This window comes from Shimazuella sp. NTD248 (assembly GCF_059510395.1).
The window spans coordinates 146010-171638 of the sequence record NZ_JCAJZT010000002.1 but is presented as its reverse complement, the minus strand read 5'-3'; the positions used below and the strand labels follow the sequence as shown (position 1 = coordinate 171638).

At 38.7% G+C, this 25629-nt stretch carries 26 protein-coding genes; 18 read left to right on the top strand and 8 right to left on the bottom strand.

What is annotated here, in order from left to right:
• Positions 1-75 precede the first annotated feature (75 nt).
• The 5 genes from AC5WOE_RS05460 to AC5WOE_RS05440 all read left to right on the top strand — a co-directional run bounded on the left by AC5WOE_RS05460 (position 76) and on the right by AC5WOE_RS05440 (position 6257).
• Positions 76-354 (top strand): hypothetical protein, encoded by a 279-nt coding sequence (locus AC5WOE_RS05460; RefSeq protein WP_496049716.1) that lies wholly within the window; start codon positions 76-78, stop codon positions 352-354.
• A gap of 18 nt (positions 355-372) precedes the next feature.
• The gene (locus tag AC5WOE_RS05455) at positions 373-1491 is read left to right on the top strand and encodes a M20/M25/M40 family metallo-hydrolase (protein ID WP_496049717.1); all 1119 of its coding nucleotides are present in this window, start codon (positions 373-375) and stop codon (positions 1489-1491) included.
• A gap of 732 nt (positions 1492-2223) precedes the next feature.
• The gene (locus tag AC5WOE_RS05450) at positions 2224-4065 is read left to right on the top strand and encodes an APC family permease (RefSeq protein ID WP_496049718.1); all 1842 of its coding nucleotides are present in this window, start codon (positions 2224-2226) and stop codon (positions 4063-4065) included.
• A 127-nt stretch (positions 4066-4192) separates the two neighbouring features.
• A complete protein-coding gene (locus tag AC5WOE_RS05445; protein ID WP_496052105.1) occupies positions 4193-5476 on the top strand; it encodes a hypothetical protein in 1284 nt (427 codons plus the stop codon).
• 193 nt (positions 5477-5669) lie between these two features.
• Positions 5670-6257, top strand: coding sequence for a DedA family protein (locus AC5WOE_RS05440; protein WP_496052104.1), 588 nt, complete (start codon positions 5670-5672; stop codon positions 6255-6257).
• A 114-nt stretch (positions 6258-6371) separates the two neighbouring features.
• Here AC5WOE_RS05440 and AC5WOE_RS05435 read toward each other — a convergent pair whose 3' ends face one another.
• Positions 6372-6692 (bottom strand): hypothetical protein, encoded by a 321-nt coding sequence (locus AC5WOE_RS05435; RefSeq protein WP_496052103.1) that lies wholly within the window; start codon positions 6690-6692, stop codon positions 6372-6374.
• Positions 6680-7039 carry a hypothetical protein gene (locus tag AC5WOE_RS05430; protein ID WP_496052102.1) on the bottom strand — a complete coding sequence of 120 codons (360 nt, stop codon included), beginning with the start codon at positions 7037-7039 and terminating at the stop codon, positions 6680-6682. Before AC5WOE_RS05430 ends, AC5WOE_RS05435 begins: the two co-directional genes overlap by 13 nt.
• Before the next feature lie 181 nt (positions 7040-7220).
• Here AC5WOE_RS05430 and AC5WOE_RS05425 point away from each other — a divergent pair, with 181 nt between their 5' ends.
• From AC5WOE_RS05425 to AC5WOE_RS05410, 4 genes are all read left to right on the top strand, one after another.
• Positions 7221-8582 carry a tetratricopeptide repeat protein gene (locus AC5WOE_RS05425; RefSeq protein ID WP_496052101.1) on the top strand — a complete coding sequence of 454 codons (1362 nt, stop codon included), beginning with the start codon at positions 7221-7223 and terminating at the stop codon, positions 8580-8582.
• A 477-nt stretch (positions 8583-9059) separates the two neighbouring features.
• Complete coding sequence (locus AC5WOE_RS05420) at positions 9060-10226, top strand: SagB/ThcOx family dehydrogenase (protein WP_496052100.1); 1167 nt, start codon at positions 9060-9062, stop codon at positions 10224-10226.
• A 144-nt stretch (positions 10227-10370) separates the two neighbouring features.
• Positions 10371-12059, top strand: a complete 1689-nt coding sequence (gene metG / locus AC5WOE_RS05415) for a methionine--tRNA ligase (protein WP_496049725.1) — start codon at positions 10371-10373, stop codon at positions 12057-12059.
• Between the two features lie 149 nt (positions 12060-12208).
• Positions 12209-13006 (top strand): DUF2935 domain-containing protein, encoded by a 798-nt coding sequence (locus AC5WOE_RS05410; protein WP_496052099.1) that lies wholly within the window; start codon positions 12209-12211, stop codon positions 13004-13006.
• A 39-nt stretch (positions 13007-13045) separates the two neighbouring features.
• Here AC5WOE_RS05410 and AC5WOE_RS05405 read toward each other — a convergent pair whose 3' ends face one another.
• The 6 genes from AC5WOE_RS05405 to mciZ all read right to left on the bottom strand — a co-directional run bounded on the left by AC5WOE_RS05405 (position 13046) and on the right by mciZ (position 18516).
• Positions 13046-14392, bottom strand: a complete 1347-nt coding sequence (locus tag AC5WOE_RS05405) for a GntP family permease (protein WP_496049727.1) — start codon at positions 14390-14392, stop codon at positions 13046-13048.
• 20 nt (positions 14393-14412) lie between these two features.
• Positions 14413-15951 carry a gluconokinase gene (gene gntK / locus AC5WOE_RS05400; RefSeq protein ID WP_496052098.1) on the bottom strand — a complete coding sequence of 513 codons (1539 nt, stop codon included), beginning with the start codon at positions 15949-15951 and terminating at the stop codon, positions 14413-14415.
• Positions 15944-16675, bottom strand: a complete 732-nt coding sequence (locus AC5WOE_RS05395) for a GntR family transcriptional regulator (RefSeq protein ID WP_496052097.1) — start codon at positions 16673-16675, stop codon at positions 15944-15946. The genes gntK and AC5WOE_RS05395 overlap by 8 nt, the downstream gene beginning before the upstream one ends.
• Before the next feature lie 172 nt (positions 16676-16847).
• Positions 16848-17477 carry an arylformamidase gene (gene kynB, locus AC5WOE_RS05390; RefSeq protein WP_496052096.1) on the bottom strand — a complete coding sequence of 210 codons (630 nt, stop codon included), beginning with the start codon at positions 17475-17477 and terminating at the stop codon, positions 16848-16850.
• Positions 17464-18351: an EcsC family protein gene (locus AC5WOE_RS05385; RefSeq protein ID WP_496052237.1), complete on the bottom strand. Its 888-nt coding sequence runs from the start codon at positions 18349-18351 to the stop codon at positions 17464-17466. Before AC5WOE_RS05385 ends, kynB begins: the two co-directional genes overlap by 14 nt.
• A 24-nt stretch (positions 18352-18375) precedes the next feature.
• A complete protein-coding gene (mciZ, locus tag AC5WOE_RS05380) occupies positions 18376-18516 on the bottom strand; it encodes a Z-ring formation inhibitor MciZ (RefSeq protein ID WP_496049731.1) in 141 nt (46 codons plus the stop codon).
• A gap of 90 nt (positions 18517-18606) precedes the next feature.
• Here mciZ and AC5WOE_RS05375 point away from each other — a divergent pair, with 90 nt between their 5' ends.
• From AC5WOE_RS05375 to AC5WOE_RS05335, 9 genes are all read left to right on the top strand, one after another.
• The gene (locus AC5WOE_RS05375; RefSeq protein WP_496052095.1) at positions 18607-19143 is read left to right on the top strand and encodes an NUDIX domain-containing protein; all 537 of its coding nucleotides are present in this window, start codon (positions 18607-18609) and stop codon (positions 19141-19143) included.
• Between the two features lie 75 nt (positions 19144-19218).
• A complete protein-coding gene (locus tag AC5WOE_RS05370; protein WP_496049733.1) occupies positions 19219-19782 on the top strand; it encodes a hypothetical protein in 564 nt (187 codons plus the stop codon).
• A gap of 172 nt (positions 19783-19954) precedes the next feature.
• Complete coding sequence (locus AC5WOE_RS05365; RefSeq protein WP_496052094.1) at positions 19955-20626, top strand: SH3 domain-containing protein; 672 nt, start codon at positions 19955-19957, stop codon at positions 20624-20626.
• A 96-nt stretch (positions 20627-20722) separates the two neighbouring features.
• Positions 20723-21358, top strand: coding sequence for a stage II sporulation protein M (gene spoIIM, locus AC5WOE_RS05360; RefSeq protein WP_496049735.1), 636 nt, complete (start codon positions 20723-20725; stop codon positions 21356-21358).
• 88 nt (positions 21359-21446) lie between these two features.
• The gene (gene fur / locus AC5WOE_RS05355; protein WP_240874083.1) at positions 21447-21926 is read left to right on the top strand and encodes a ferric iron uptake transcriptional regulator; all 480 of its coding nucleotides are present in this window, start codon (positions 21447-21449) and stop codon (positions 21924-21926) included.
• A gap of 94 nt (positions 21927-22020) precedes the next feature.
• The gene (ald, locus tag AC5WOE_RS05350) at positions 22021-23151 is read left to right on the top strand and encodes an alanine dehydrogenase (RefSeq protein WP_496052093.1); all 1131 of its coding nucleotides are present in this window, start codon (positions 22021-22023) and stop codon (positions 23149-23151) included.
• Between the two features lie 56 nt (positions 23152-23207).
• A complete protein-coding gene (locus AC5WOE_RS05345; RefSeq protein WP_496049737.1) occupies positions 23208-23450 on the top strand; it encodes a DUF4227 family protein in 243 nt (80 codons plus the stop codon).
• 179 nt (positions 23451-23629) lie between these two features.
• A complete protein-coding gene (gene deoB, locus AC5WOE_RS05340; RefSeq protein ID WP_496052092.1) occupies positions 23630-24802 on the top strand; it encodes a phosphopentomutase in 1173 nt (390 codons plus the stop codon).
• A 5-nt stretch (positions 24803-24807) separates the two neighbouring features.
• Positions 24808-25620, top strand: a complete 813-nt coding sequence (locus tag AC5WOE_RS05335) for a purine-nucleoside phosphorylase (RefSeq protein ID WP_496049739.1) — start codon at positions 24808-24810, stop codon at positions 25618-25620.
• Positions 25621-25629 lie beyond the last annotated feature (9 nt).

Genomic DNA, 25629 nt, shown 5'->3' with positions numbered 1-25629 from the left:
TAACATATAAATTACTATACCTGTCCGTTCTAATCTGAGCAAATCTCCTCCTCTACAAAAGGAGCATATTCGTATTTGCGAAAACATGGTCTATTCGATCGGGGGACAACGAAACGTGATTTTATCTATAAAAAATGGAAAGCAAAGCTATGTTATTGGTGTCGTAGCAGACAAAAGAAGAAAGGAGAGCTACATGTACCTATTTTGACTAGTAGGAATAGGTACAATACGGCAGGACTTGTCGGAATTAACGCCTCTGGAGTGTTACACCAAACGCTCTTTAATAGCGACACGTCGAAAGAGGAAAAATGTAGGATCATGGGGAAAAGAACGGAAAAATTGATCCTGCATTAAAAGGTAGCATACAGTACGGTGGTAAATAAAAATCGGTTGATCGACGAATTTATGCGGTTGGTGCAAATAGACAGTGAATCGGGGAACGAACGAAAAATTTGTGATTTCTTGAAGGAGAAACTTTCTTCTTTGGGGTTAGATGTTGTAGAAGATGAATCTGCTAGGTTTACGAAACATGGTGCAGGAAATTTAATTGCTACGTATACAGGCAGTATTGCAGATGCTCCAACGATCTACTTCACTTCACACATGGATACCGTTGCGCCAGGCAAGAGGGTAAAACCCTCCATACTCGGAGATTATATCGTGACAGATGGGACAACTGTATTGGGTAGTGATGATAAAGCTGGCATCGCTGCTATTATAGAGGGGATTCGAATCTTACGAGAATGGAATATTCCTCATGGAAACTTACAATTTGTCTTTACAGTTGGAGAAGAGTCAGGTTTAGTGGGAGCTCGTCATTTAGATAAATCGTTAATGGAAGCAGAGTATGGATTTGCTTTTGATGCAGGTGGGCAAGTAGGAGAAATTATCACTTCTGCACCAGCTCAAGTAAAAATCGAAGCAGCCATTCACGGGAAAGCTGCTCATGCAGGTTCCAGTCCGGAATCCGGCATCAGTGCAATCCAAGTAGCAAGCCAAGCGATTTCCCGTATGAAGTTAGGGAGAATCGATGCAGAAACGACAGCAAATATAGGCATGTTCCAAGGTGGAATCGCGACAAATGTCGTACCAGAATATGTGAAAATTTTTGCCGAAGCCAGAAGTAGAAACGAGAAAAAATTGGTTCATCAAGTGGAAGAAATGGTCATGGCTTTTGAACTGACAGCCAAACAAATGGGTGCAACAGCGGAAGTAGAAACAAAATCACTGTATCCTGGTTACTCTTTTTCGGCAGATGACCTTGTTGTCCAAAAGGCGATAGCAGGTGTCAAAAAAGTAGGCCGTACCCCACACTTAGGTGTTAGTGGTGGTGGCAGTGATGCCAATGTGATCGCAGGATATGGTATTCCAACTGTTAATCTCAGTATTGGGTACGAAAATATTCATACGACTAACGAACGGATGTCCATTCCGGAGTTAGTAAAAGCAGCAGAACTGGTCGTTGCGCTTGTAAAAGAGAGTGCCCAATGAGTGGGATAAACATAAGCGCAGTTACTTATACTTTACTGCTTTAATGTTAAAAATGGGACTTATATATTTCTTACAAAAAGCTAATCCGATGATCTGTTCGGATTAGCTATTTATTATGGTTTTCATACTATATTGACAATGCTGAAAAGTGATGATACTCTAAATTCAGTTGGTTTTCTTCTGTTGAAGTTGATGAGACATCCTTTCACCTTAACCGATTCAGGACCCCGCCTTTGGTTTCTTGTAGACAGGAAATCAAAGGGGATGTCTTGTTCGGTGGCCACCGATTACGGCGTTGTTGGGTGATTGGATCGGCAATTCTCTCATCCTTCGCGGCTGACTCAGTTTCAGAGTCCCGTCCAGGGCGTTGATGCTGGGTCGCCAACCCAGAGAAACCATCAACCTCCCCCCTTTTACCAAAATTGTAATTTGGGGGGAACCAGACACTTGGGTTATTTGGGTGTCTGGGCTCGAATATAATCATTTTCTATAGATAGATCAAGAAAACAGTCTTTGTTAAAATCAAAGGCTGTTTTCTTTTTTGAATTACAGTGGTACATTGCCAATTGATAAATATTAAGTTATTTTTTTATATTTTTATATAGATTTTCATTTTGAAATGGGTTAAGATAGATTTTATTGTATTTCCAGATAGGAAAATGATACCTCCTATGAATAAAGGGAAACTCGAAATACTAATACATATCTACCCGAAAAGGGGTTCGAATGAACATGTTAGGTTTTGTTAAACGACTCATCATCGGACGTCCACTACGAACCGAACAATTGACAGAAGAAAAAATTCCAAAATGGAAAGCGCTTCCTATATTATCTTCGGATGCTTTGTCTTCGCTTGCATATGGAACCGAACAATTACTTACAGTGCTCGCTCCATTGGGACTATTTGCGCTTTGGTATTCTTTGCCGATTACGGCAGCGATCATATTTTTATTAGCGCTTTTGATCATCTCCTATCGACAAATCATTGCCAGTTATCCAGATGGTGGCGGAGCCTATATCGTTTCAACGGATAATTTAGGATGGCAGTCTGGATTGGTTGCAGGTGCTTCCTTGTTAATTGATTACACGCTTACGATAGCAGTGAGTATTACGGCAGGTACAGCTGCTCTTACTTCTGCTTTTCCAGCATTACATAAACATGCAACCATTATATCGGTAGTTTTTGTCTTTATCATTATGGTACTGAATCTTCGCGGGTTGCGGGAATCTGGGACGATTTTCTCGTTTCCGACTTATTTATTCATATTGGGGATTATTGTCCTTGTTGCAGTAGGGTTATTTGGAATAGCTTTCCATGGATTGCCAAGTGATGTGCCGCCTGTTCATGAGAAAATCCCAGAAGGTTTGACTTGGTTTTTGTTGCTTCGTGCTTTTTCTTCAGGGTGTACGGCGTTAACAGGAGTAGAAGCAATTTCGAATGCTACTCCGACCTTTCGGAAACCAGAAACGGTAAATGCGGCTAAAACGTTATCCATGCTGGGTATTTTGTTAGGAGTTTTATTTGCAGGAACGAGTTTATTAGCCTTTTTGTACCATATCACTCCAAAAGAAACAGAAACGGTATTGTCGCAGATTGCGGAGCATACCTTCGGTAGAACGTTGCCTTATTATTATATTCAAGCAACGACTGCCCTTATTTTGATTCTTGCTGCTAATACTAGTTTCTCTGGATTCCCTTTGCTCTCCTCAATCATGGCTAAAGATAAATTTATGCCACGTTTTTTCTCTGCTAGAGGAGATCGGTTAAACTTTTCTAATGGAATTATTACCGTTGCCTTCGCAGCAATCTTTCTAATTGTTGTATTCCAAGGGGACATTGATCGATTGATTCCGCTGTATGCTATTGGAGTATTTTTATCTTTTACTCTGGCGCAATTGGGAATGGTTAAACGCTGGTTAAAACTCAAACCAAAAGGGTGGCAACTGAAGTTAACGATTAACGCATTAGGCTGCGTAGTTTCTTTTATTGTCCTCATAATCTTTGCAGTCACCAAGTTTTCTGAAGGTGCTTGGGTTGTGATTGTTGTTATTCCTTTGTTTATCTTTATATTCTATAAGATTCGAAAGCACTATGAGATGGTGGCAGATCAACTGAGATTTGATGAAAATCTAAAGTGTGAGCCGCCAACAGACCACCTAGTTGTTCTTCCTATCAGTGGGGTAAATCGAGTAGTTCAATCCTCTATTGCATATGCGAAAATGATCAGTTCCCATGTCATCGCTTTTTATATCGCTTTTGATGATGAAAGTGCAAAGAAGTTAGAAGAACGCTGGGAAGAGTGGAATCCTGGTATTCCTTTAATCGTAACAAAGTCACGATATCGCAGTATAATGGGACCAATGCTTCGTTTTTTGGAACATCTTCAAGTAAAAGAGTCAAAACGCCAGTTGACCGTTCTCATTCCTGAGTTTATTCCTGGTCGTTGGTGGCAGCGTTTGTTACATAATCAGACAGCGATCATTATTCGGGTCGTATTATCTGTGAAAAAGGGCATTGTAGTTGTCACAATGCCTTATCGCTTAAAGAGTAAAAAAGATCAAGAAAGATGCTGAGTTTCTACTCAGCTTTTCTTGTATTATCTAGTGTATATTTGTTGGAAGTTGTAAAAGGATGTTTAAACGATTTCGGGGTTAATTTATAATTAAGTTAGTTAATCGTCTTCAGATAGAAAGAGGGAAGATGAAGAGGAGAATTGCCACCGAGGAAGATCTGGCTGATATTCGCCAGACAGGAATCGAATATTTGTTGGATCGCTATTGTAGAATGCAAGAGAGTGTCCACATGAGTAACTTCTTCAAGTCTGGTTTTGTTCCGATTGTCTTTAGGAAGCCATATGGTTATGGTCTTGTGACGAAACCTCCATTCAGTGTTGGTGAAATTAATGCTCGTCATTTTGTTGTCACAGTCATGAGGCTGAGAGCAAGAGAATTGGGAGTAAAGTTTTCCTCACCTGATTCATCTTCAGAGGAAATCACTCAAATATTGAGAGAAGTGGAATATTGTTCCAATAAACGATACGAAGAACTGCAAATTTTGCGGGATCAGAGGGAGCTTTCACTAATTAGCTCACCAGAACTATTGCTGGACTTGCTTAATGAAGATGCTGTAATCCTGCTAACAGGTGAATGTGGCGCTGGGAAAAGTTTTCTGGTAGATCAACTCCGGGTGGATTTGCCGAATCTTCAAGTCCTTCCCGAGGATTACAGAAGTTCGAATGCAGTTTTGATTCGTTTTCCACGGGTGAAACTTCATGAGGTTGACCCTGATGAGTTTCTTGGGGACGGAGACTGGGGAGGAGAAGTTCCTGAAGAAGAAGTAGATCCCACTATGGGGTATGCGCTAGATAAACTCAGGGAAGTTCTCTCCAAACCCGGAATTGTCGTCATCACTGATGCTGGTCCGAATCGTGGACAACGGGAAGCAATTCTTCGTCTTGTACAGGAGATTCGACCATATGCTGAAGTTTACGGAGTATTGGTAGATGCTGCGTCACTTGTATCGATAGCAAGAAATTGGACTCGCAAACGGATTATTCCTGCTGACATTTGGCTTAGGGTTCATTTGGAGTACAAGCAGACCTTCTATCGAATGGTGAACAGTGGTGCTTATCCGAGATGGGAAGTTTATGACTCAAATCCCTCTTGGTATGAAGGTCTCCTGACTAAGCTATACAGGTGTGTCCATACGGCACCAACTGGGAAGCAGTGTCAGCTTCAGTGCATTCCGAGAGAGATGCAGGAGAATAGCGAGCATGTTATTCCACTCCCTGTAATGGGAATGGGGGAGCAATGGTCATTGGTAAAGAGAGAAAACTATTGCCATGAACACCACCCCTGTTCTCACGTGTCAACATTTGGTCAGAAATGCAGTTCCTTTGCTCACTCCAAGTTGTTTCGTTGTGGGCAGTTCTGTGAGAACTGTATCGATCACTGCCCTCATAATCGTATGAGAATTGCGGGATGAATCTTATGTGTATAGAGGGCTGAGCGGCGGTGTCAACAATAGTTGGCACCGCCGCGTGCCGTTTATGAACAGGATTTAATAGGTAAAATGTTATTTATATTTGTTGTTTAGCAAACGTATTCAATCCATTTTTATAAGATGTAGGATCATTTGAATGTAAAACGGTAATCCTGAGGGGAGGAGGAAAGATAGGATGGGACGGATTCTACATATTGTCAGCCACTATGGCTATACAGGTATTTTCGGATTATTGATGTTTGGTCTGTTGGGAATTCCAGTACCAGATGAATTTTTGATGACCTTATCGGGATATCTGGTGAAAATTCATCAGTTGCATTATATTTGGACGATACTAACCGCTATTGCTGGAAGTATGTTTGGCGTAACCATCAGCTTCTCGGTCGGTCGGTATTTAGGATTGCCGTTTCTCCATCGCTTTGGAAAACGTATAGGGCTAACGATGGAAAGATATGAAAAAGTAGAAGGATGGTTTGAACGCTTTGGAAAACGAACCATTATTTTTGGTTATTTTGTTCCTGGAGTACGACAAGTGACTGCGATCTACGCTGGCATAAGCAGATGGTCCTATGGAACTTTCTTCCTCTATGCCTTGACTGGGAGTATCATTTGGGTGATGGTATTTGTAAATCTAGGGATCTTCTTTGGTGAGCATTGGAAAGAATATACCTTACTATTACATAAAAGTATCTTTTGGTTCGTCTTGGTCATTGTTCTCTTTGGATTTGTTGTGTGGATGATAAAGAAAAGGAAGCAAACATAAAAAGATTTTTACCCTTAGATGGAGAAGCATTGCTGGCAGCAAATTATACCGTGTAGGAAACGGTATGCTTCAAGTAGAAAAAATGAATAGTCCGACGAAAAGGCTGAGTTTTATTCACTCAGCCTCTTCATCGTATCGATCATCAAGATGTTGAAGTTGCATTTGCATCTGTTTGAGCAGCAGTAACAAAATACACATGGATAACTCAAAGTGAAACGCCAGTATTTTTTCTTCGTCTTTTTGTAATAAAATAGAAGAGATGATGTGGATATGTTCAGCAGTGAGCAGAACTTTCGTCTTTTTTTGCCGCAAACTATCGTTTATCATCTGGATCAATTTCCCTCGATCATAAGGGTCTGCCGTGATGAACTGAAAAAGATAATCTTCCTTGTAAGTATTTATAAACTGACAAGCAAGTGCCTTTATTGCTTCCACCCGATCTCCTCCGAAGGAGGGGGACTTGATAAGGATAATGGCTCTGGAAGAAAAGGAGATTTTCCGATGATTACCGTACACTGATCAGACAGATCAAATTGTTCTACATCGGATAATATTAACTCAATGGTATTACCGTCCATCAATTTTAAGAAAATCGTTTTATTTTTTTGCTGTTCAAATACTGGAACTTCAACATCCACAAACTCATACTCCACCCGCTTTCTTTCTCTGCTCATCGATAACTTGGAACGTATGTAGACAGGCAGGTGAAACAAAAATTTCATCCGCTCCACAAAGGTATTCACTTCTTGATAATTGCCATCTAGCGATATTTTCAAATTCATGGAACAGCCTCCTTATTTGCCTTGTTTTATAAAAATAATAAATCAAATATTAAATATTTTCAATTTTTATATTTTCCAGTCGTGTGCTTGGCAAATTGTCGAAATATAGCAGGAAAATGCTGTCATTCATCGAAATACTAGGCAAATAAAATTGCACTATTGGCAAAAAGGGGAACGATCGATGGATTTGGAAAAAATGGCAGTCGATATGATTCAATGGGGCAAAACTGGTCACTTATTTCGCAGTATGCGCAAAGAAATGAAGATCAACCAAGAAGAGCTGGCAGATGAGTTTATCTCTGCATCCACCATTTCGAATATTGAATTAAATGTGCGCAATGTTCATCCAGAGAAGTACATTTACCTTGCGAAGAAGTTAGGGATATTAGAGAAGTTATTAGGACTCATAACAGAGAAAGAAAAACATGAACAAGAAGTGCGAGCGGCTATAAATGAATTGGAGGAGATGGTAGGTATTGATCCAAAAGAAGCGGCAGAACAGGTGAAGCAACTTGATATTTCTGATGTTCCAATGGTAGTTCCAGTGAAATGTTATATTGAAGGTGTATACTACTACTATGAAAAACAATGGGATCATGCGCATGATTGTTTTCAAAAAACAATTGAACTTGTGAATTCAATTCCAGAGTTGGAGAATTCTAATTTACAAGCAGCAAGCTTAAATGAAATGAGCAGAGTTTTTCATTTTCAAAGGGATATAAATCGTGCATTGGAGTGTGTAGAGAAGGGCTTAGAGATATTTGTTAGAAATGGAGAACGAAAAGTACATTTGTATCATTTGCTATTAAATAGAGTGATTTACCTCAATCGATTAGAAAAAGTTGAACTTGCTTATGAAGCAGTTAAGGTGCTTGATCATGAAATTGAGGTATTGAAACAAAACAATCAACCTTATGATATTCCACTGGATATTGTGATTCAGATGAATATGATGTATGGAGCTATATTACGGCAATTAAATCAACCACAAAAAGCATTGGAGTATTCCCGCCAAGGTATGCGCATCGCTTTGAAAAATAAGAACTATGATCGTATATTAGGTTTGCGTATTACCTGTGGTAATGTATATTTTTCAATTGGAAATTTTTCAGAAGCACAAAAATATTATCTAAAGGCTTTAGAGTTAAAGGATAGGATTACTCCAACCAAAAAGTATCTACTTGTTCCTGCTTATGAAAACTTAGCGCTTGTCTCTTTCGAACTGAACAATTGGTTACTAGCAAAAGAAATGTTAGAGAAAGCAATGGAAATTAGCGATGAAGAGGGACGGATTACAAGGAAAATAAATTTGCTTATTGTTTTAGGAAGAAGTTTTTTAGGGCAACAATTATATGAAGAGGCAATACGTTCTTATCAACAAGCGGAGGATTTATCTCGACAGCATGATCAGGACTCCAAGTTACACGAAATCATTGCTAGTTTATGTAGTTGTTATTCAAAGACGAACGATTTAGAGAATCTTCACTATTACAAAGAAAAGCTTTATGATATTTCTATAAAGTTATGGGGGTGTAGAATATGAAATGTTTTGGATCAGGTCCTGCTGATGATGATGCTGATTCTGGTCAATAAAGTTTTTAGAATCCTAGATTGCTAGGGTTCTTTTTTATGTTCATTTTTGCCAATCGAGTAGAATGGAATGATTGGCATTTTCGATTTTGAAAGATTTTGGATGTGTTTTCGAGGATAATTATTGGCAGGAGAGGAATTGTTATTATTTTCATTAAATTAATAAAATTCATTGAATTAGACATGGAAAATTGGTAAATTATACATAGAGAGTAAGAGGGGGTGAGGTCATGAATCTAAAAATAGAAGAAATTACCCTTGAAAATCAAGAAGATTTTAAATTTGAAGTGCAGATCGAAGATAAGTTATTGATGCATCCTAACGATGAAATAGTTCAGTAATTAGGAATAAATAGTCTTGATATTATTACGCATGAGACCCCGATTGGGTCGGGGAGGAATGCGTCTTTTTATATTAAGGGAGGATAATCATGATTGGTATCTCACCTAGTACAGGGTTTAAACTAGCACCTGATTTAGTTATAACCTATACAGACGGTTTTCCTCGATTACATGTTGCTTCGTCACGTTGTCAAGTGAAAGTAGATTGGAAAGTATTATCTGTCATTAATGCCTTTATTGATAATAGTACAAATCTATGGGATCAACTCCATGTTATTCCTACTAAAAATCTAATACAGGATATTTGCAAAAGCTTAATATGTGTTGGAATATTAGTCTCAGAAAAAGAAAACAAGAACATACAAACCGCTCAATTTATACGAAAATGGGAAGATTGGGGGGAAGCCTCTTGGTTCTTACACCTTCATAGTAAAGATGCTCCTTACGAGACAAATCTAGAAGAAAGAATTATTTTGGCTGAGAATTTTAAACAGAATTCTCCTGCTTCTCCTGAAATATATTCTTGTAATTGTTCATTTTCTAAAATTGATCTCCCGACGCCAAGTCGCCTTTCAGAGAGTACACTTGTTGATGCACTAACATTACGAAGAACTTGCCGAAATTATAGTGGTGAACCAATTACATTACAGGAGCTGTCAGATTTATTATTTTTCACAGCAGGTGTTCTATTTACAAATGATACAGTGTATTACGGAACGGTTTCCAAAAAGACTGCTCCTTCTCCAGGTGGAAGACATACTACAGAATTATATCCAGTCATAAATGAATGTATTGGTTTGTCAAAAGGTTTTTATCATTATTGCCAGCAACATCATGCCTTAAATTTAATTAAAGAAGAGGAAGTAAAGCCTTTTTTAAAAGAAGCTCTCTACGGACAAGATTATTTTCTAGATGCATCAGTAACTGTTTTTTACACAAGTATCGTGGACAGACTGATGTGGAAATATAAAAGTAGTCGAGTTTATCGTTTAATGCATTTTGAAACAGCGCACTATGCACAAAATTTCTTACTTACAGGCACAGCATTGAATTTAGGGGTATTTGTAACAGGTGCAGTTAAAGAAAGTTTCGTTGAACCTATTCTAGGGATAGATGGAATACATGAAGTTGCTATGTATGTAACAGGTGCAGGACATCAAGGATTAGGTGGACCTTATGATCGCGAAAGTCATAAGTTAAGTGAAAATGTTCCCAAAAATTTACGTGTAACTCTGCCTGATAATTCTAAGCCCTAAGTGAGGGCTTTTCTTATCTATAAATTAATTATAAAAAATTATCGGAAGTATATGAACTTACTAAAATATTAGTGATAAAATGGTAGGAAGTATGAATCAAATTTGGTTCGTCAATAATGTAATGATCGATTCGGAGGTTAACCTATGACAAAATACCTAATCACAAGTGCACTCCCATACATAAATGGTATCAAACACTTAGGAAATCTTGCAGGCTCCCTATTACCAGCTGATGTATATGCAAGATTCTTACGTCAAGAAAGAGAAGAGGTACTATTTATTTGTGCCACAGATGAGCATGGAACACCTGCTGAACTATCTGCTTTAAAAGCTGGAAAAGATATTGAAACGTATTGCAGAGAAATGCATGATGTACAAGCAGAAATATATGAAGAATTAGGCTTGGCATTTGATTATTTTGGTAGAAGTTCTTCTAAGCAGAATCATGAATTAACGCAACATTTCTACAAACAGCTAGAGAAAAATGGATTTATTGAGGAAAAGGACATTCAACAGGTCTATTCACTTGATGATAAAAGATTCTTGCCAGATCGTTATGTAGAAGGAACATGTCCGAAGTGTGGCTATGAAGCAGCTCGCGGTGACCAATGTGAAAACTGTACTTCTGTGTTAGACCCAACTGAATTATTGGAACCACGATCTGCATTGTCTGGTAGTAGAGCAATTGAAATTCGGTCAACGAAGCATCTTTTTTTACGATTGGATAAATTAAGTGATGAAATAAAGAGATGGGTCGAATCGCATCCCGATTGGCCTCGATTGACATCTTCGATTGCGTTGAAATGGATCAATGAAGGATTACAATCACGTGGTATTACCCGTGATCTCGATTGGGGAATACCTGTACCAAAAGAAGGTTTTGAGAACAAAGTATTTTATGTTTGGTTTGATGCACCAATTGAATATGTAGGAGCGACAAAAGAATGGTCTGATCAAAAGCCTTATGAGAGGAATTGGAAAGACTGGTGGTACAACGTAGATGACGTTGTGTATACACAGTTTATGGCGAAGGATAATATCCCGTTTCATACTGTATTTTGGCCTGCTACTATCCTTGGCACTAGAGAACCATGGACACAAGCAACACAGATTAAAGGGTTCAACTGGTTAAATTATTATGGTGGTAAATTTTCTACGAGTCAAAAACGTGGTGTATTTATGGACCAAGCGTTAGAAGAACTGCCAGCAGATTATTGGAGGTATTACTTAATTGCCCAATCTCCTGAGTCTGCTGATTCTGACTTCACTTGGGAATTATTTGCTAGTGTTATAAACAAAGATTTAGTTGGTACATTTGGTAATTTTGTCAATCGCACTTTAAAACTATCTTCATCTAAATTAGGTAATACCATACCAAGTGGTGGATCAATAGGAGAAGTAGAAAGAAAATTACAAGATAAATGTGAACAATTGATCCAAGAATACACAGGGTTACTTCGAAAACAAGAGTTTCGCAAAGCTATACTCACTTTAAGAGAATTATGGACTCAAGGGAATCTTTATCTGGATGAGAGAGCGCCTTGGAGTTTAATCAAACAAGATACGGAAAAAGCCGGAATGGTATTACGTACAGCAATAAACTTGATTCGTATTTTTGCTATTGCTGCGAACCCACTTATTCCATTTACAACAGCAAAAGTATTTCAAGCTTTAAACCTTTCAGAAGATGATCAATTTATTCCATTTCAAGATGCAGTTGATTTGGAATATCTATCAGAAAGTCATTCTTTTGATGTGCCAGATTTATTGTTTAAACGGATTGAAGAAGAGGATATTTCTAGATTATCGGAGAAGTATGGTGGAAATAAATAGTATGGATACAAAGCAAAAATGGTAAGAGGAAGAGAGGGGATAAAAATCTCCTCTATTTTCTTTTTTTACACCACTTCAATCGTGTATTTTCATTCAGATAATAACTTTTTCCACTTTCTCATATACCTAGGATAGCGAAACAAGAAGAGGTGGATCAATTGGACAAATTAAAAGAAGCACTTGAATATGAGCAACATTTCTGGTTGCATATCCTTCGCGATCATTGTCAGTTTATTTTGGAGGCACTTGCTCCTAATGAAGAAAAGGAAATAAACAAGGCTCAAAAGTTATATGCATTATTTGATGATTTGTATCAACATCGGCAATATGATTTTGATGCTGTTTATGATGCCGTAAGTAAGTTGAGGAAGTTTAAGCTCCATTTATTAAAACGATTATTGACGGAACAAATCTCCTTTCATCTGACTCCAACTTTTCTCAATCATATGTTAAATGAACTCGAAGAATATATGCGCATACTGGATTGTTTTCAGCAAAACCAACTCCCGCCTAATCTTCATTCTCTGCATCATCACCTCCTATGGCTGCCTGATGCAGCAGGGCACGCTACAGCACTAAATGAAAATACAGATGGTGTGGAGAAAGAATGGCTGGAAAAGACCATTTTTTTTACGGATCGATTTGAGGCTTTTTATTTAAAAGCGATTGAATTAGCTGGCTATTTACGTACTAACTGTATGCAATTTCCTGCTCTTAGTCGTTTTAATCGAGATGTGGAGTTACAGATAAAGATTTTCCAAAATTTTTTGAAAGAAATAGAAGAAATGACTTCAAACAAAACATTACTTGGAACGATTGCACCGTTAATGGCTGATCATATGTATCGCGAGGAGAAATATTACTTGGATAAATTAGCACAAGTATCAGATGGTAAAGACGTACAAAAGGGTAAAGATAATATAGATGAAAAAAGCAAAGCGACTTGATTTTAAGCCGTTTTGCTTTTTTAAGGAAAAGTGTAAAGTTTAGACGACAGTACTCAATAACAGCGTAAACACCAGTCCAGATACAGAGATAATCGTTTCCAGCAATGTCCAAGTGGCAAATGTTTCTTTCATACTCAGGCCAAAGTACTCTTTAAACATCCAGAAGCCTGCATCGTTAACATGGGAGGCGATCAAGCTGCCTGCACCTGTAGCAAGTACAACTAGAGCGAGATTGACATCGGTTTGTCCTAACATTGGGATGACAAGTCCTGCGGTGGTTAAAGCAGCAACTGTAGCAGACCCCAGGGAAATCCGTAAGATTGCAGCGATGATCCACGCGAGTAAGATAGGGGAAATCGCAGTGCCTTTAAATAATTCTGCTACATAGTCACCTACACCGCCATCGATCAGTACTTGTTTGAATGCTCCACCACCACCGATGATCAAGAGCATCATGCCGATTTGGGTAATAGCGGTTGTACAGGAGTCCATCACGGATTTCATCGGTATCTTCCGAGCCAGTCCCATGGTATAAATGGCAACTAATATGGAAATCAGCATGGCAGGAGCTGCACTGCCGATAAAGCGGATACTTGCTAACAATACATTATCTTTTATTCCCATTGTTTCTTGGAGCAAGGTAATAATTGTGGCTATCGCCATTAAAATAACAGGAAGAATAGCAGTGAGTACACTGACTCCAAAACCAGGTGTATCTTCTAATTTAAATACTTTTTGTTCGCCCAAAGAGGCGATGTTACCAGTCTTGTTAAAGGAATCAGGTACGAGTTTTTTAGCGAGTTTGGTGAATAGAGGTCCTGCAATAATGACGGTTGGAATAGCAACGATGAATCCATAAAGTAATACTTGTCCAAGATCGGCTTTAAATTCACCAGCGATAGCTGTTGGGCCTGGATGTGGGGGCAGAAAACCATGTGTGACAGATAGTGCTGTTGCCATCGGTATCCCTAGATACAAAATAGATACTTTTAATTCTTTTGAAATGGCAAATACAATCGGGATTAACAATACAAGTCCAACTTCAAAGAATAAAGCGATACCGATAATAAAAGATGCGAAGACTACTGCCCATTGAATATTTCGTTCGCCAAATTTGTTGACAAGGGTCATCGCAATTCGTTGTGCGCCACCGGAATCTGCTAGTAATTTTCCAAGCATTGCACCAAGCCCAAAGATCAATGCCAAATGGCCAAGTGTGCCGCCTAATCCTTTCTCGATTGAGGCTACTACATCATCCATCGGCATTCCTAGGGTTAAGGCAACACCAAATGACACAATGATGAGGGAAATAAATGTATTTAATTTTAAGCCCATGATCAGTAGTAATAAGACTAAAATTCCAACTGCGACAATGAGTAGTGGCATGATAAGTCCTCCCTATTTCTCTAGTTGTGTAGAAAGCTCCTTTGATATTTTGCGATTTGTGTATAGTTTTCTTCTAGTACTCGAGAAAGATGAATGAAGATCGGTAATAGTTGTCGATATTCCTTAACGGCGTTTTCTTGTGGTGTGTGTTGATACGTATTGCCGATCATTTGGGAAACGACTTCAAAGGACTCGATTTTATCGGTGGCATATAGTCCTAAAATACATGCTCCTAAACAAGAACTTTCGTAGCTTTCCGGTACAACCACAACGGATTCAAATATATCGGACATCATCTGGCGCCAAATATTTGAGCGGGCAAATCCGCCAGTTGCTTTGATGTGGGTCACAGGAGAATCCATGCATTCGATCAATGCTAGAAACACCGTATATAAATTGTAAATAACGCCTTCCAATGCTGCTCGAATCATATGCTCTTTCTTATGTGACATCGTTAGTCCAAAAAAGGAGCCTCGAACGTCTGGATTCCACAATGGGGCACGTTCTCCAGCGAGATAAGGGTGGAATAATAATCCCTCTGCACCTGGTCTAACCCGTTCAGCGATCTTTGTTAAAACATCATAGGGATCAATCCCCAATCTCTTTGCCGTCTCCACTTCAGAAGAAGCGAGCTCATCGCGAATCCAGCGAAGAACCATTCCTCCATTATTCACAGGACCGCCAATCACCCAATGATTTTCTGTTAAGGCATAGCAAAATATCCGACCTTTTTCATCCGTTCGTGGTTGTTCGATAATCGTGCGAATAGCACCGCTTGTCCCGATGGTGACGGCTATTTCTCCTCGGTTTATCGCATTTACTCCTAAATTGGAAAGGACACCATCACTAGCTCCGATAACAAATGGGATAGCAGGGTCAATTCCGATCTGCTCTGCTAAATCAGGACAACAGTTACGATATATTGTGGTTGTCGGTACGAGCTCTGAGAGTTGGTCGGAAGTGATGCCAGCAACTTCTAAAGCCTCTGTATCCCAGTCCAGTGTCTGGAGATTCATCATCCCCATCGCAGAAGCTAGAGAATGGTCGACTACATAGCGATCAAAAAAACGTTTGAAGATATATTCTTTGATGCCAATATATTTTTTTGTCTTGATTGCTATTTCGGGATGTTCGTGTACAAGCCATGCGATTTTGGCGAAGGGGGACATTGGATGAATCGGTGTTCCCGTTCGTCTGTAGATTTCATGACCATGAAACTCATGTTTAATTTTATGCGCCCATTCCTCACTTCGATTGTCTGCCCATGTGATACATGGTGTCAGGGCTTTATCTTTTTCATCGATGGCAATGACACTGTGCATTGCACTACTAAAGGAGAGGAATACAGGTTTTTTATCTGCATGTTTTCTCGTTATATTGGAAATAACCTGTAACACTGCCTGGAAAATCTCTTCAGGATTTTGCTCCGCTGTGGACATATCTGGTGTATACAAAGGATAGCCAATATTTTCTTTTTGGATCACTTCTCCTTTTTCGGTAAACAAAACAGCTTTTGTACTTGTTGTACCGATATCGATTCCTAACATATAGCTAGTCATTTTCTTGCTCTTCTCCTTTTGCAAGCAATTGCTGTGATCTCCATAAGTCTTCCACTTTACCTTGAACATCATCAAAGTTTTTATGCAGAGACTTTATCATCAGGGCTCTATCTTTTGATTTTATCGCTTCAATATAAAGCTCATGATTTTTTATAATTCGTGTAAAATCGTCGTATTTCTCCTTTATACGGACACGCATCGATAAAAGAATGAAACTTTCCATCACAGGTTTTAAATTATTCCAGATCATGAGCATATAAGAATGGTTAATAGCACGAATAATAGTTTCATGGAATAGGACATCCTGATAGGAAAATTCATCTGCATCTTGATACTTGATCGCTACTTTCATCATTTCTAGTATTTTACTAAGTTCGTTTACTAAAACATGTACATTCATCTGAGCGAGTCTTTCAAAGACAAATGTCTCTATCAATAGGCGGACATCATAAATTTCTTCTATTTCTTTTTCCGTTAAACCGATAACAACTGCACCCATTCTCTCTAAGCGGATAATATTTTCCGCAGCAAGTGTTTTTAACGCCTCACGAACAGGAGAGCGACTCACAGCAAAATCTGCTGCGATTTTATTTTCAGATAAAATGGTACCGCTTTCAATTGTGCCAGAGATAATACGCATTCTAAGCTCACTCGCTACTCGATCACCAGCAGAAGCTTTGGCAAGCCATTTAACAGGGTATAAATGCTCTTTCGTTTCATCCATGTAAGCACCTCCTAAAACTCAAGTATACTTGTATACAAGTATTATAACGAAGAATATTCATTTTGCAAGCGCTTTCTTTATTTCTTAACCAAACGAATTGTATGTATTTTATGATTATTGCTAAAGCACTTTGGAGATATAAATAATAAAACCTCCATATAAATGAAGGCTCTTAATCTGCGGAATACGGCCGTAGTACAGCTCGAACAGGACTGCCATCCCCGCCGACAATGGGAAGGGGTAAAGCAGAAAGTTCATATTCACCTGCCGGTACTTCTGTTAGAACAACCCTTTCTAATATGTGAATACCTGATTGATGCAAGGCGTGGTGAGCAGGCAGTGTCTCACTGTCGGCAGGATCTACGGAAGGGACATCTACTCCTATGAGTCTTATATCTAGAGATTGCAAATAAGCTGCTGCTTCAGTCTCAAGGTAGGTGAATGTTTTTGGAAAAGAAGTTTTATCTTCCCATGAATCAGTACGAATGAGAAGACGCTGCGTGTGATGCAGATGGAAGAATTGTAAATCTTCTATTGTGATGGACTGCTTTCCAAATAGGTGAATTACTTTACATGGCCCAAAGTACAAAGAGAGGTCTAATTCATGCACCTGTTTTCCGTTATTATCAAAATGATAGGGGGCATCAATATGAGTCCCGGTATGGGTGCTAAAAGAGACCTGTCCAACATTGGCACAGCTGTCACTTCCTATGACAGAAGTGAGTTTAAAGTGGTATGTTTTATCACCAGGCCAGACCGTCATTTCATTATATAAGGGTTCACTAATATCATAGATTTTCATCGTTTTCCTCTTTTTTTTCCTTGTCAAAAAATTCAGGCTGGGTTTCTAGCTCTTGTTGTTTCTGTTCTAATTCATGTAACTTAGCTAAAACCCGGCGCTTTTGATATAACATTTCACCAGCTTCCGCAACTTCTTGAATGGTATACCGATTGATAATCGCACCAAAAATCATCCCCAAAACGGGAACCATTTGAAATAGCTTCTTCCAGCCATAATTGTCACGATAGGAAAGAATAACTTCTCTCCAACCTTGGAGCCTTGAAATGGCTTCTTGTTCAGTAGCTGTTTCTGTTAATTCCTTCAATATGGCTTTTTTTCCTACAAAATCCGAATTAGAAAACTGTAGACATTTTACGATGAAAATGCGTTCTTCTTTTTTCCGTGGATCATAACCATATGTGATCGCCATCTCTTGTAAAACTTTTAACGATGTTCCAAGGAGTAGGGGGATATCGATAGCCAAAGTGAAAATTCCACCAAATCCAGTTGTGGCTCCTTGAACAGTTGCAAAATTGGTATGGTTATCTTTGTTATCTTTGGCTACTTGGTTCATGAAAGAAAGAGGGACTTCGGAAACTCTCTCGATCGTAACCTCTGAAGATGATTGTAAAAACAAATGTGGTTTGTATTTTTGTAAGATTTTATCCTGTGCAATCAAGTATTGCCCGCCTGTTTGAATGTAGCTTCCTAGTTCATCCAAGGCGATGCCAATATATTTTTGGATTAGTTTCGGTGTTAACTTGTCGAGGATAGCAAAAGGGATCCGACCAATCTTTTCCCAAAACCAGAGGTCAGATTGATCGTTTTCCCATTTTTTTATTTGTTGTAATGCTTCTTGTAAAGATTCTAAAGTGTCTGCTTGATATGCGTTCAGAATGTTTCACCTCAAATGTTATTCTTACTTAATAAGGCGAAGGTGTTTTCCTTTTCTCGTATTACGATCGATAAATTCTGCTAACGTAATTGGAGACTTTGCCCACTGACGCAATTGTGCTTGGATCTGCCACGCTTTACCAGTAAGTTTTATACTTTTATTCAACTTAATTGTCCTCCATTCGTCGCTTTTCGTCCAGTGTTGCCAGAAAAAAGATATAATAAAAAATATGTTGAACGAGGAGGATACATAACTATGAAAAATTTAGAGGAAAAAACAATCTCAACAGAGCAAATATATGAAGGAAAAATCATTCGTGTTCAATTGGATAAGGTGAATTTACCAAATGGAGGAACATCCAATAGAGAGATTGTGAAACATCCGGGAGCCGTAGCTATCATGGCTATTACTGATGAAAACAAATTGATATTGGTTCGGCAATTTCGTAAGGCTTTAGAAAAAACTATTTATGAGATTCCAGCAGGAAAATTAGATGCAGGTGAAGAAGCTGAAGTTTGTGCTCGCAGGGAACTAAAAGAAGAAACAGGGTATAGTGCAAAAAACTGGGAGAAACTCATAGGATTCTATACATCGCCTGGTTTTGCTGATGAATACATTCATTTGTTTGAAGCTAGTCAGTTGACAGCAGGGGAAACATCTTTTGATGAGGATGAATTTGTGGAATGTGTGGAATTAACATTGATGGAATGCAGGGAGAAGATCGCTTCCGGAGAGATATGTGATGCTAAAACCTTGCACACTATCACATTATGGCAATTAAAACAGTTGTAGAATTGAAAGTTTTGTGAAAAAACATCTTTTATGGTATAATGGAAGTATTCTGTTTATTACTTCGGGGTGATGGAAGTGACTCAAGAGACACAAAACAGAAACATTTCCCTCACAGCAGCACGCTACACACTTAGGCTATGGGTATTATATGTATTGCCTTTTGTATCAGGATTAATCATTACCAATTTCTTTGAGTGGTCCTATTTATGGCCGATGCTACTACTTCTAACAACATTAATGGTGATTGTCTTTAATCTAGTAGTAGTGTTAAATGATTGGTATCGAAAGCCAATTGCTCGTTATCCCATTATCTTTCAGCTCTATGCTGCTTGTTTTTTTGGGATTATGATACTTGGCAAGGCTTTAGGTGATGCCCTGCTTTACGGATTACTCACCTTTGTATTCCTTGTCAACACACTACTTGGTTATTACTATCGGAGGAATATAACAGCATGCGGGATTGTCTCTCGTATTATATTGGTATTGAATACGATCTTTCCCATTACATATGCCTTGCTGTATCTTTCTTATCACTCTGATATATCCATGTTTTTAGAAGCACCTGGGATGATTAGTTCTATTTGTCTAGGTTTAACGTACTTCTGTGGTGTTATCGTAGAGAGTATATACCGATTTTAATGTATTTTTCATTTACAGGTAGCGGGGTTTTAGCTACTTGTTTTTTTTGTTAATAAAAAAGTAACAATTTTCGTAATTTATATATTGATTTATTTGCAGTTTTCTCGGAAAATAATCGTAGCTATTCAGCATGTATTTTTTTGAAATAATTGCTCTATTTGGAGGTCCAAACATGCAGCGTATTTCTTATATGATCATGGCAGTAACTCTTTTTTTTATTCTCCCGGGTTGTGGTTTGGTAACGTTTCCATCAAAAGAAGTATCACAAGAAAACCAATCGACATCACAGAAAAATAATCAGCCACCTCAGAAGAATATGTTGCGTTTTTCTAATAAATCAACCAACGGGCAGACACAAATGGTCATGAAAAAGGATGATAAGACGTATATTCATCCTATTCAAGAGAGGATTACCACTATAACCAAGAAGGACAAGCCTAGTATACCCATTAAAGTTGACGTTCCTGTAAAAGTTGTCCGAGCATCAGATCCCTCAAAAAATAATCCTCCAACAGATTCTCCAACACCAACACAAGAAGAAACACCGCCAAAAGATGGAGAAGGACAACCAGTTCAACAAGATGAAAAACATCAAGCAGCAGTGAAAAAAGCAGAAGAACTTAAGGGTACGGATCAACAGGTGACGGTTGACCAAGGAAATGTATATGAAAATCCTGATGAGAAATCGAACATCATCCAGCAGGTTATCAAGGGGCAAAAACTGCATATTGACAATACAAAAGTAGATGATGATGATTCGGATATCTGGTGTTTCGTAAGTGGAAATGATGGACAAAAAGATATTACTGGCTGGGTAACTTATCAAATTATGGAACAAAAATAAAGTTTTTTGTTCTAGTTTCTTCTTTGTTTTCTTCCTATCATATCTGCTCATTTAGATTCATAGAATAGGAGGGAATAGAAAGGCGGGGATTCAAAGATGAAGCGAAAAAAACATTTTGTTCGTATGCTTGCGGAACACATTCTAGCACAGAAATCTATCTATTTGTTTGTAGGTGTACTATTTCTAGTTGGTGTAGTGTTTGGTGCTGTGATTGTTAACACACTGGATGCAAACAAAAAAGGGGAGTTACTGCAATATTTACATTACTTTTTTCGTGGTTTAGCTCAAGATGATATTGCAGACCCAAGTGTGGCATTTCAACATTCTATTGGAGATTACTTGAAAATGCTCGCTTTGATGTGGATCCTTGGACTTTCTGTCATTGGTATTCCTATCATGTTGGTTTATTTATTTTTCAAAGGTTTGGTCACTGGGTTTACAATTGGTTTTTTGATTAATCAACTATCGTGGAAAGGTTTTTGGTTTGCAATTGCTGCAGTGGTTCCCATCAATATAATTGTAATTCCAATTTTACTCGTGCTATCTGTCGCAGGAATTCAGTTTTCTATCACACTTGTTAAAAATCGATTTATCCACAACAGGGGACCAATATATCCTCAATTTGTTCGATATTCTTTACTTGCAACAGCATTGACTATTTGTTTGGTATTGGTTGCAGCAACGGAAGCGTACATTTCTCCATCCTTGATGAAAAATGTTATTCCCTTATAATGATTCTTATTTGATAGTTCTTTTCATTTAGTTTGACTTCCCCCTAATTTCTCACCTATAATAAACATATGGCATAGGGGGTGTGTCTGTGGAAAAACGGGTGAATCAAATAAAACAACAACTATCTGCCCATAACTACAAGTTAACCCCCCAACGGGAAGCAACTGTCCGCGTTCTGATCGAGAATGAAGAAGCACACCTCAGTGCAGAGGATGTCTACCTGTTGGTGAAGGAGAAGGCACCAGAGATTGGATTAGCTACTGTATATCGTACTCTGGAGTTGTTAAGTGACCTCTCTGTCATTCATAAACTTAACTTTGGCGATGGTGTTACTCGATATGAATTTCGGGCTGAAGGGGCAGAACATCATCATCATCACTTGATTTGCTTAAACTGTGGAGAAGTAGACGAAATTATGGAAGATTTGTTGACACCGATTGAAGCGAAAGTAGAAGAAGAATATCAATTTCAGATAGTAGACCATCGACTAACTTTTCATGGTGTCTGTAGACGTTGTAAAGAAGTCGTTGCAGATCCTAAAAAATTAGTAGGTGCACGGGTTACGTGATGAAGAAGAGATCATTAAAAGATCTCTTTTTTTATCGACTAAATTAATTTAAAAAGTGGTAATATATACTTTGTAATGCAAAGGAGGAAAAGTCATGATAGTTGGTATTCCAAAAGAGATTAAAAACAATGAAAACCGTGTTGCCATAACACCTGCCGGTATTGATGCTTTAACGCGTGCTGGTCATAGTATAATCATTGAAACAAACGCCGGCGTTGGAAGCGGTTTCACGAATGAAGAATATGCAGAACATGGGGCAGAAATATTAGGTTCAGCAAAAGAAGTATGGTCGAAAGCAGAAATGATCATGAAAGTAAAAGAGCCCTTAGCCGCTGAATATGAATATTTTCGTGAGAATTTAATTCTCTTTACATATTTACATCTAGCTCCAGAATTGGAGTTAACAAAGGCATTAATGGAGAAAAAAGTAACAGCTATCGCTTATGAGACGATCCAGCTAGATAATGGTGCATTACCTTTGCTTACACCTATGAGTGAAGTCGCAGGGAGAATGTCAGTCCAAATAGGTGCTCAATTTTTGGAGAAGCCACATGGAGGTAAAGGGGTGCTCTTAGGTGGTGTCCCTGGTGTGCCAGCAGGTAATGTAGTTATTATCGGTGGAGGAGTAGTAGGAACAAATGCAGCTAAAATGGCGATGGGACTCGGGGCGAATGTAACACTATTAGATGTAAACCCTGAGCGTTTACGTCAATTGGATGATATTTTCGCAGGCCGGCTTAATACAGTTATGTCTAATGCTTACAATATAAGAGAAGCAGTTCGCAAAACGGATCTGCTAATTGGAGCAGTTCTCATACCTGGAAGAAGAGCTCCAAGGCTAGTAACGGAAGATATGGTAGCAGAGATGGAAGCTGGCTCAGTTATTGTTGATGTGGCTATTGATCAAGGAGGATCGATTGAAACCATAGATCGAGTGACAACTCATAGTAATCCAATATATGAAAAATATGGGGTTGTTCATTATTCCGTTGCAAATATGCCAGGTGCAGTTCCGCGTACCTCCACGATTGCGTTGACAAATGTGACGATTCCATATGCAGTTCAGATCGCAACACAAGGTGCCCAAAAGGCGATTGCTTCCAATCGCCCCTTAGCAAAAGGGGTAAATGTAATGAATGGGCATATTACTTATGAAGCTGTTGCTGAGAGTCTTCAACTGTCATACACACCATTAAACGATGTCATGAATCTAGTAATTCTCTAACATATTTTATCACCCTTCTCCATAAAGTGAATTATTAATGGATAAAGGGTGATTTTATGATTCTATCGCTTAGAAAGATAAAGAAAGTTAGTTTGTTTTTTTGTTTATTTTTTTTGTTTCTGTTTATCCTTGTCCAGCTGTTCCAACTATTTTCAAATATATTTCCACTACGATCACCGTATCAAGAGCCATATGGTAATGCAGTAAAAGTATCTACAAATGAAACCATGGAACCGATATTATCTCCTAAAATGAGTTGGCTAGATCGATTAGTTGTTTTTTATGGCATGGGTGAATAAGTTCAAAGCATGGTAACAGGGGATACGGTGCATGCTAAGGCTATGCGGTGAATCCCTTTTTTGATAGATTAGAAAGTGCATGATACATAGAAGAAGGAAGCTTAAAATCTATTTCTGAAAGGAAGAAGCACCAAAGAGGATTTTTTGACTATTGGCTTATAGAGGTGAAAAAAGTGTCCATGTCACGAGTAATACTAATTGTTTTAGATAGTGTTGGAATAGGAGAATTACCAGATGCGGGTAAATTTAATGATGTTGGCTCGCATACATTGCTACATATTTCTCAGCATCAAAACGGGTTACGACTGCCCAATATGCAGGAGATGGGTTTAGGAAACATTGAAGAACTTGTAGGGGTAAAAGCTGTACATCATCCAACAGCCTATTATGGGAAAATGGTAGAAATATCAAAAGGAAAAGATACGTCTACGGGACACTGGGAGATGATGGGGTTAGAAACAAGTACTCCGTTTCCAAGTTATCCAAATGGGTTTCCTCTTGAACTTATTCAAGCATTAGAAGTAAGAGTTGGTCGTAAAGTCATTGGTAATTGTGTCGCATCCGGTACCCAGATTATTGAAGAACTCGGAGCAGAACATATGGAAACCGGAAATATTATCGTCTACACTTCTGCTGATAGTGTTTTCCAAATTGCTGCCCACGAAGAAGTAGTTCCATTGAAAGAACTGTATCATATCTGTGAAGTTGCCAGAGAGCTTACGTTAGAGGATCGTTGGTCAGTTGTTCGGGTAATTGCCAGACCATTTGTAGGACAACCAGGAAACTTTACAAGAACAGCAAATCGAAAAGATTATAGTGTGAAACCACCATATAAAACAGTTTTAAACTACTTACAAGATGCTGGAATTGAAGTTGTTGCAGTCGGCAAAATATCTGATATCTTTGATGAGGAAGGTATTAGCAAATCTGTCCATACTGAGTCAAACATGGATGGGGTAGATAAACTGTTAACTTGTTGTGATGAAACAAAAGAAGGACTCATTTTTATCAACTTGGTTGATTTTGACGCGAAGTTTGGCCATCGGCGCGATCCAGTAGGATATGGGAAAGCACTCGAAGACTTCGATGCTCGTCTTCCAGAGATTATAGGAAAATTAACCGAGCAAGATTTACTGATTATTACTGCTGACCATGGAAATGATCCGACATTTCATGGAACAGATCATACAAGAGAATATACACCAATATTAGCTTACAATCTAAACCGAACCGATGGGGGAAAAAGTTTAGGAGTTCGTAAAACATTTGCAGATGTCGGTGCTACGATTGCTGATATTTTTCAAGTAAAGTCGCCTCTTGGAGAGAGTTTTTATCAAAAAATAAAGGGATGAGCGAGATGACATCATTACAGGAAGCAGTAGCTTTCATACAGAAAAAGGTGAAGGTTGAGCCAAAAATTGGGTTGATTTTGGGATCAGGATTAGGAATGCTTGCCGATGAAATTCAAGATGCTGTCACCATCACATACGATCAGATTCCCCATTTCCCAGTTTCTACAGTAGAAGGGCATGCTGGAGAATTAGTAGTTGGTGAATTAGAAGGGCAGCAGGTTATTACCATGCGTGGAAGGTTTCATCTCTATGAAGGTCATGCTCTTGACGCGGTTACATTCCCTATTCGGGTGATGAAAGCACTTGGTGTAGAGACTATCTTGGTTACCAATGCTGCCGGAGGAGTAAATACCTCCTTTGAACCTGGTAACTTAATGCTGATTCAAGATCATATCAATCTGATGTACCGCAATCCATTGATTGGGCCAAACGATGCTTCGTTAGGAGAGCGTTTCCCCGATATGTCCACTGCATACGATGTGAAATTACGAGAACTGACAGCCAAATTAGCGGCACAGCAAGGAATAAAGCTTCAATCAGGTGTATATGCAGCTGTCCTTGGTCCATCTTATGAGACTCCAGCAGAAATTCGGATGATTCGGGCAGTTGGGGCAGATGCAGTTGGAATGTCTACCGTGCCGGAAGTAATTGTTGCGCGTCATGCAGGTATTCGGGTATTAGGTATTTCTTGTATCACCAATATGGCGGCAGGTATCTTACCACAACCGCTCAGTCATGCTGAGGTAATGGAGACAGCAGAACGTGTGAAAGGTGACTTTATACAATTGCTTCACAGTATTCTTAAAGAAATACGTTAGGAGTTATAA

Bases quoted from the DNA above. Each gene is read 5' to 3' on its own strand.
- AC5WOE_RS05450 (WP_496049718.1), top strand. From the start codon at position 2,224: ATGTTAGGTTTTGTTAAACGACTCATCATCGGACGTCCACTACGAACC.
- AC5WOE_RS05445 (WP_496052105.1), top strand. From the start codon at position 4,193: ATGAAGAGGAGAATTGCCACCGAGGAAGATCTGGCTGATATTCGCCAG.
- AC5WOE_RS05440 (WP_496052104.1), top strand. From the start codon at position 5,670: ATGGGACGGATTCTACATATTGTCAGCCACTATGGCTATACAGGTATT.
- AC5WOE_RS05430 (WP_496052102.1), bottom strand. From the start codon at position 7,039: ATGAATTTGAAAATATCGCTAGATGGCAATTATCAAGAAGTGAATACC.
- AC5WOE_RS05425 (WP_496052101.1), top strand. From the start codon at position 7,221: ATGGATTTGGAAAAAATGGCAGTCGATATGATTCAATGGGGCAAAACT.
- AC5WOE_RS05420 (WP_496052100.1), top strand. From the start codon at position 9,060: ATGATTGGTATCTCACCTAGTACAGGGTTTAAACTAGCACCTGATTTA.
- metG (WP_496049725.1), top strand. From the start codon at position 10,371: ATGACAAAATACCTAATCACAAGTGCACTCCCATACATAAATGGTATC.
- AC5WOE_RS05405 (WP_496049727.1), bottom strand. From the start codon at position 14,392: ATGCCACTACTCATTGTCGCAGTTGGAATTTTAGTCTTATTACTACTG.
- gntK (WP_496052098.1), bottom strand. From the start codon at position 15,951: ATGACTAGCTATATGTTAGGAATCGATATCGGTACAACAAGTACAAAA.
- AC5WOE_RS05395 (WP_496052097.1), bottom strand. From the start codon at position 16,675: ATGGATGAAACGAAAGAGCATTTATACCCTGTTAAATGGCTTGCCAAA.
- kynB (WP_496052096.1), bottom strand. From the start codon at position 17,477: ATGAAAATCTATGATATTAGTGAACCCTTATATAATGAAATGACGGTC.
- AC5WOE_RS05375 (WP_496052095.1), top strand. From the start codon at position 18,607: ATGAAAAATTTAGAGGAAAAAACAATCTCAACAGAGCAAATATATGAA.
- AC5WOE_RS05365 (WP_496052094.1), top strand. From the start codon at position 19,955: ATGCAGCGTATTTCTTATATGATCATGGCAGTAACTCTTTTTTTTATT.
- spoIIM (WP_496049735.1), top strand. From the start codon at position 20,723: ATGAAGCGAAAAAAACATTTTGTTCGTATGCTTGCGGAACACATTCTA.
- ald (WP_496052093.1), top strand. From the start codon at position 22,021: ATGATAGTTGGTATTCCAAAAGAGATTAAAAACAATGAAAACCGTGTT.
- AC5WOE_RS05345 (WP_496049737.1), top strand. From the start codon at position 23,208: ATGATTCTATCGCTTAGAAAGATAAAGAAAGTTAGTTTGTTTTTTTGT.
- deoB (WP_496052092.1), top strand. From the start codon at position 23,630: ATGTCACGAGTAATACTAATTGTTTTAGATAGTGTTGGAATAGGAGAA.
- AC5WOE_RS05335 (WP_496049739.1), top strand. From the start codon at position 24,808: ATGACATCATTACAGGAAGCAGTAGCTTTCATACAGAAAAAGGTGAAG.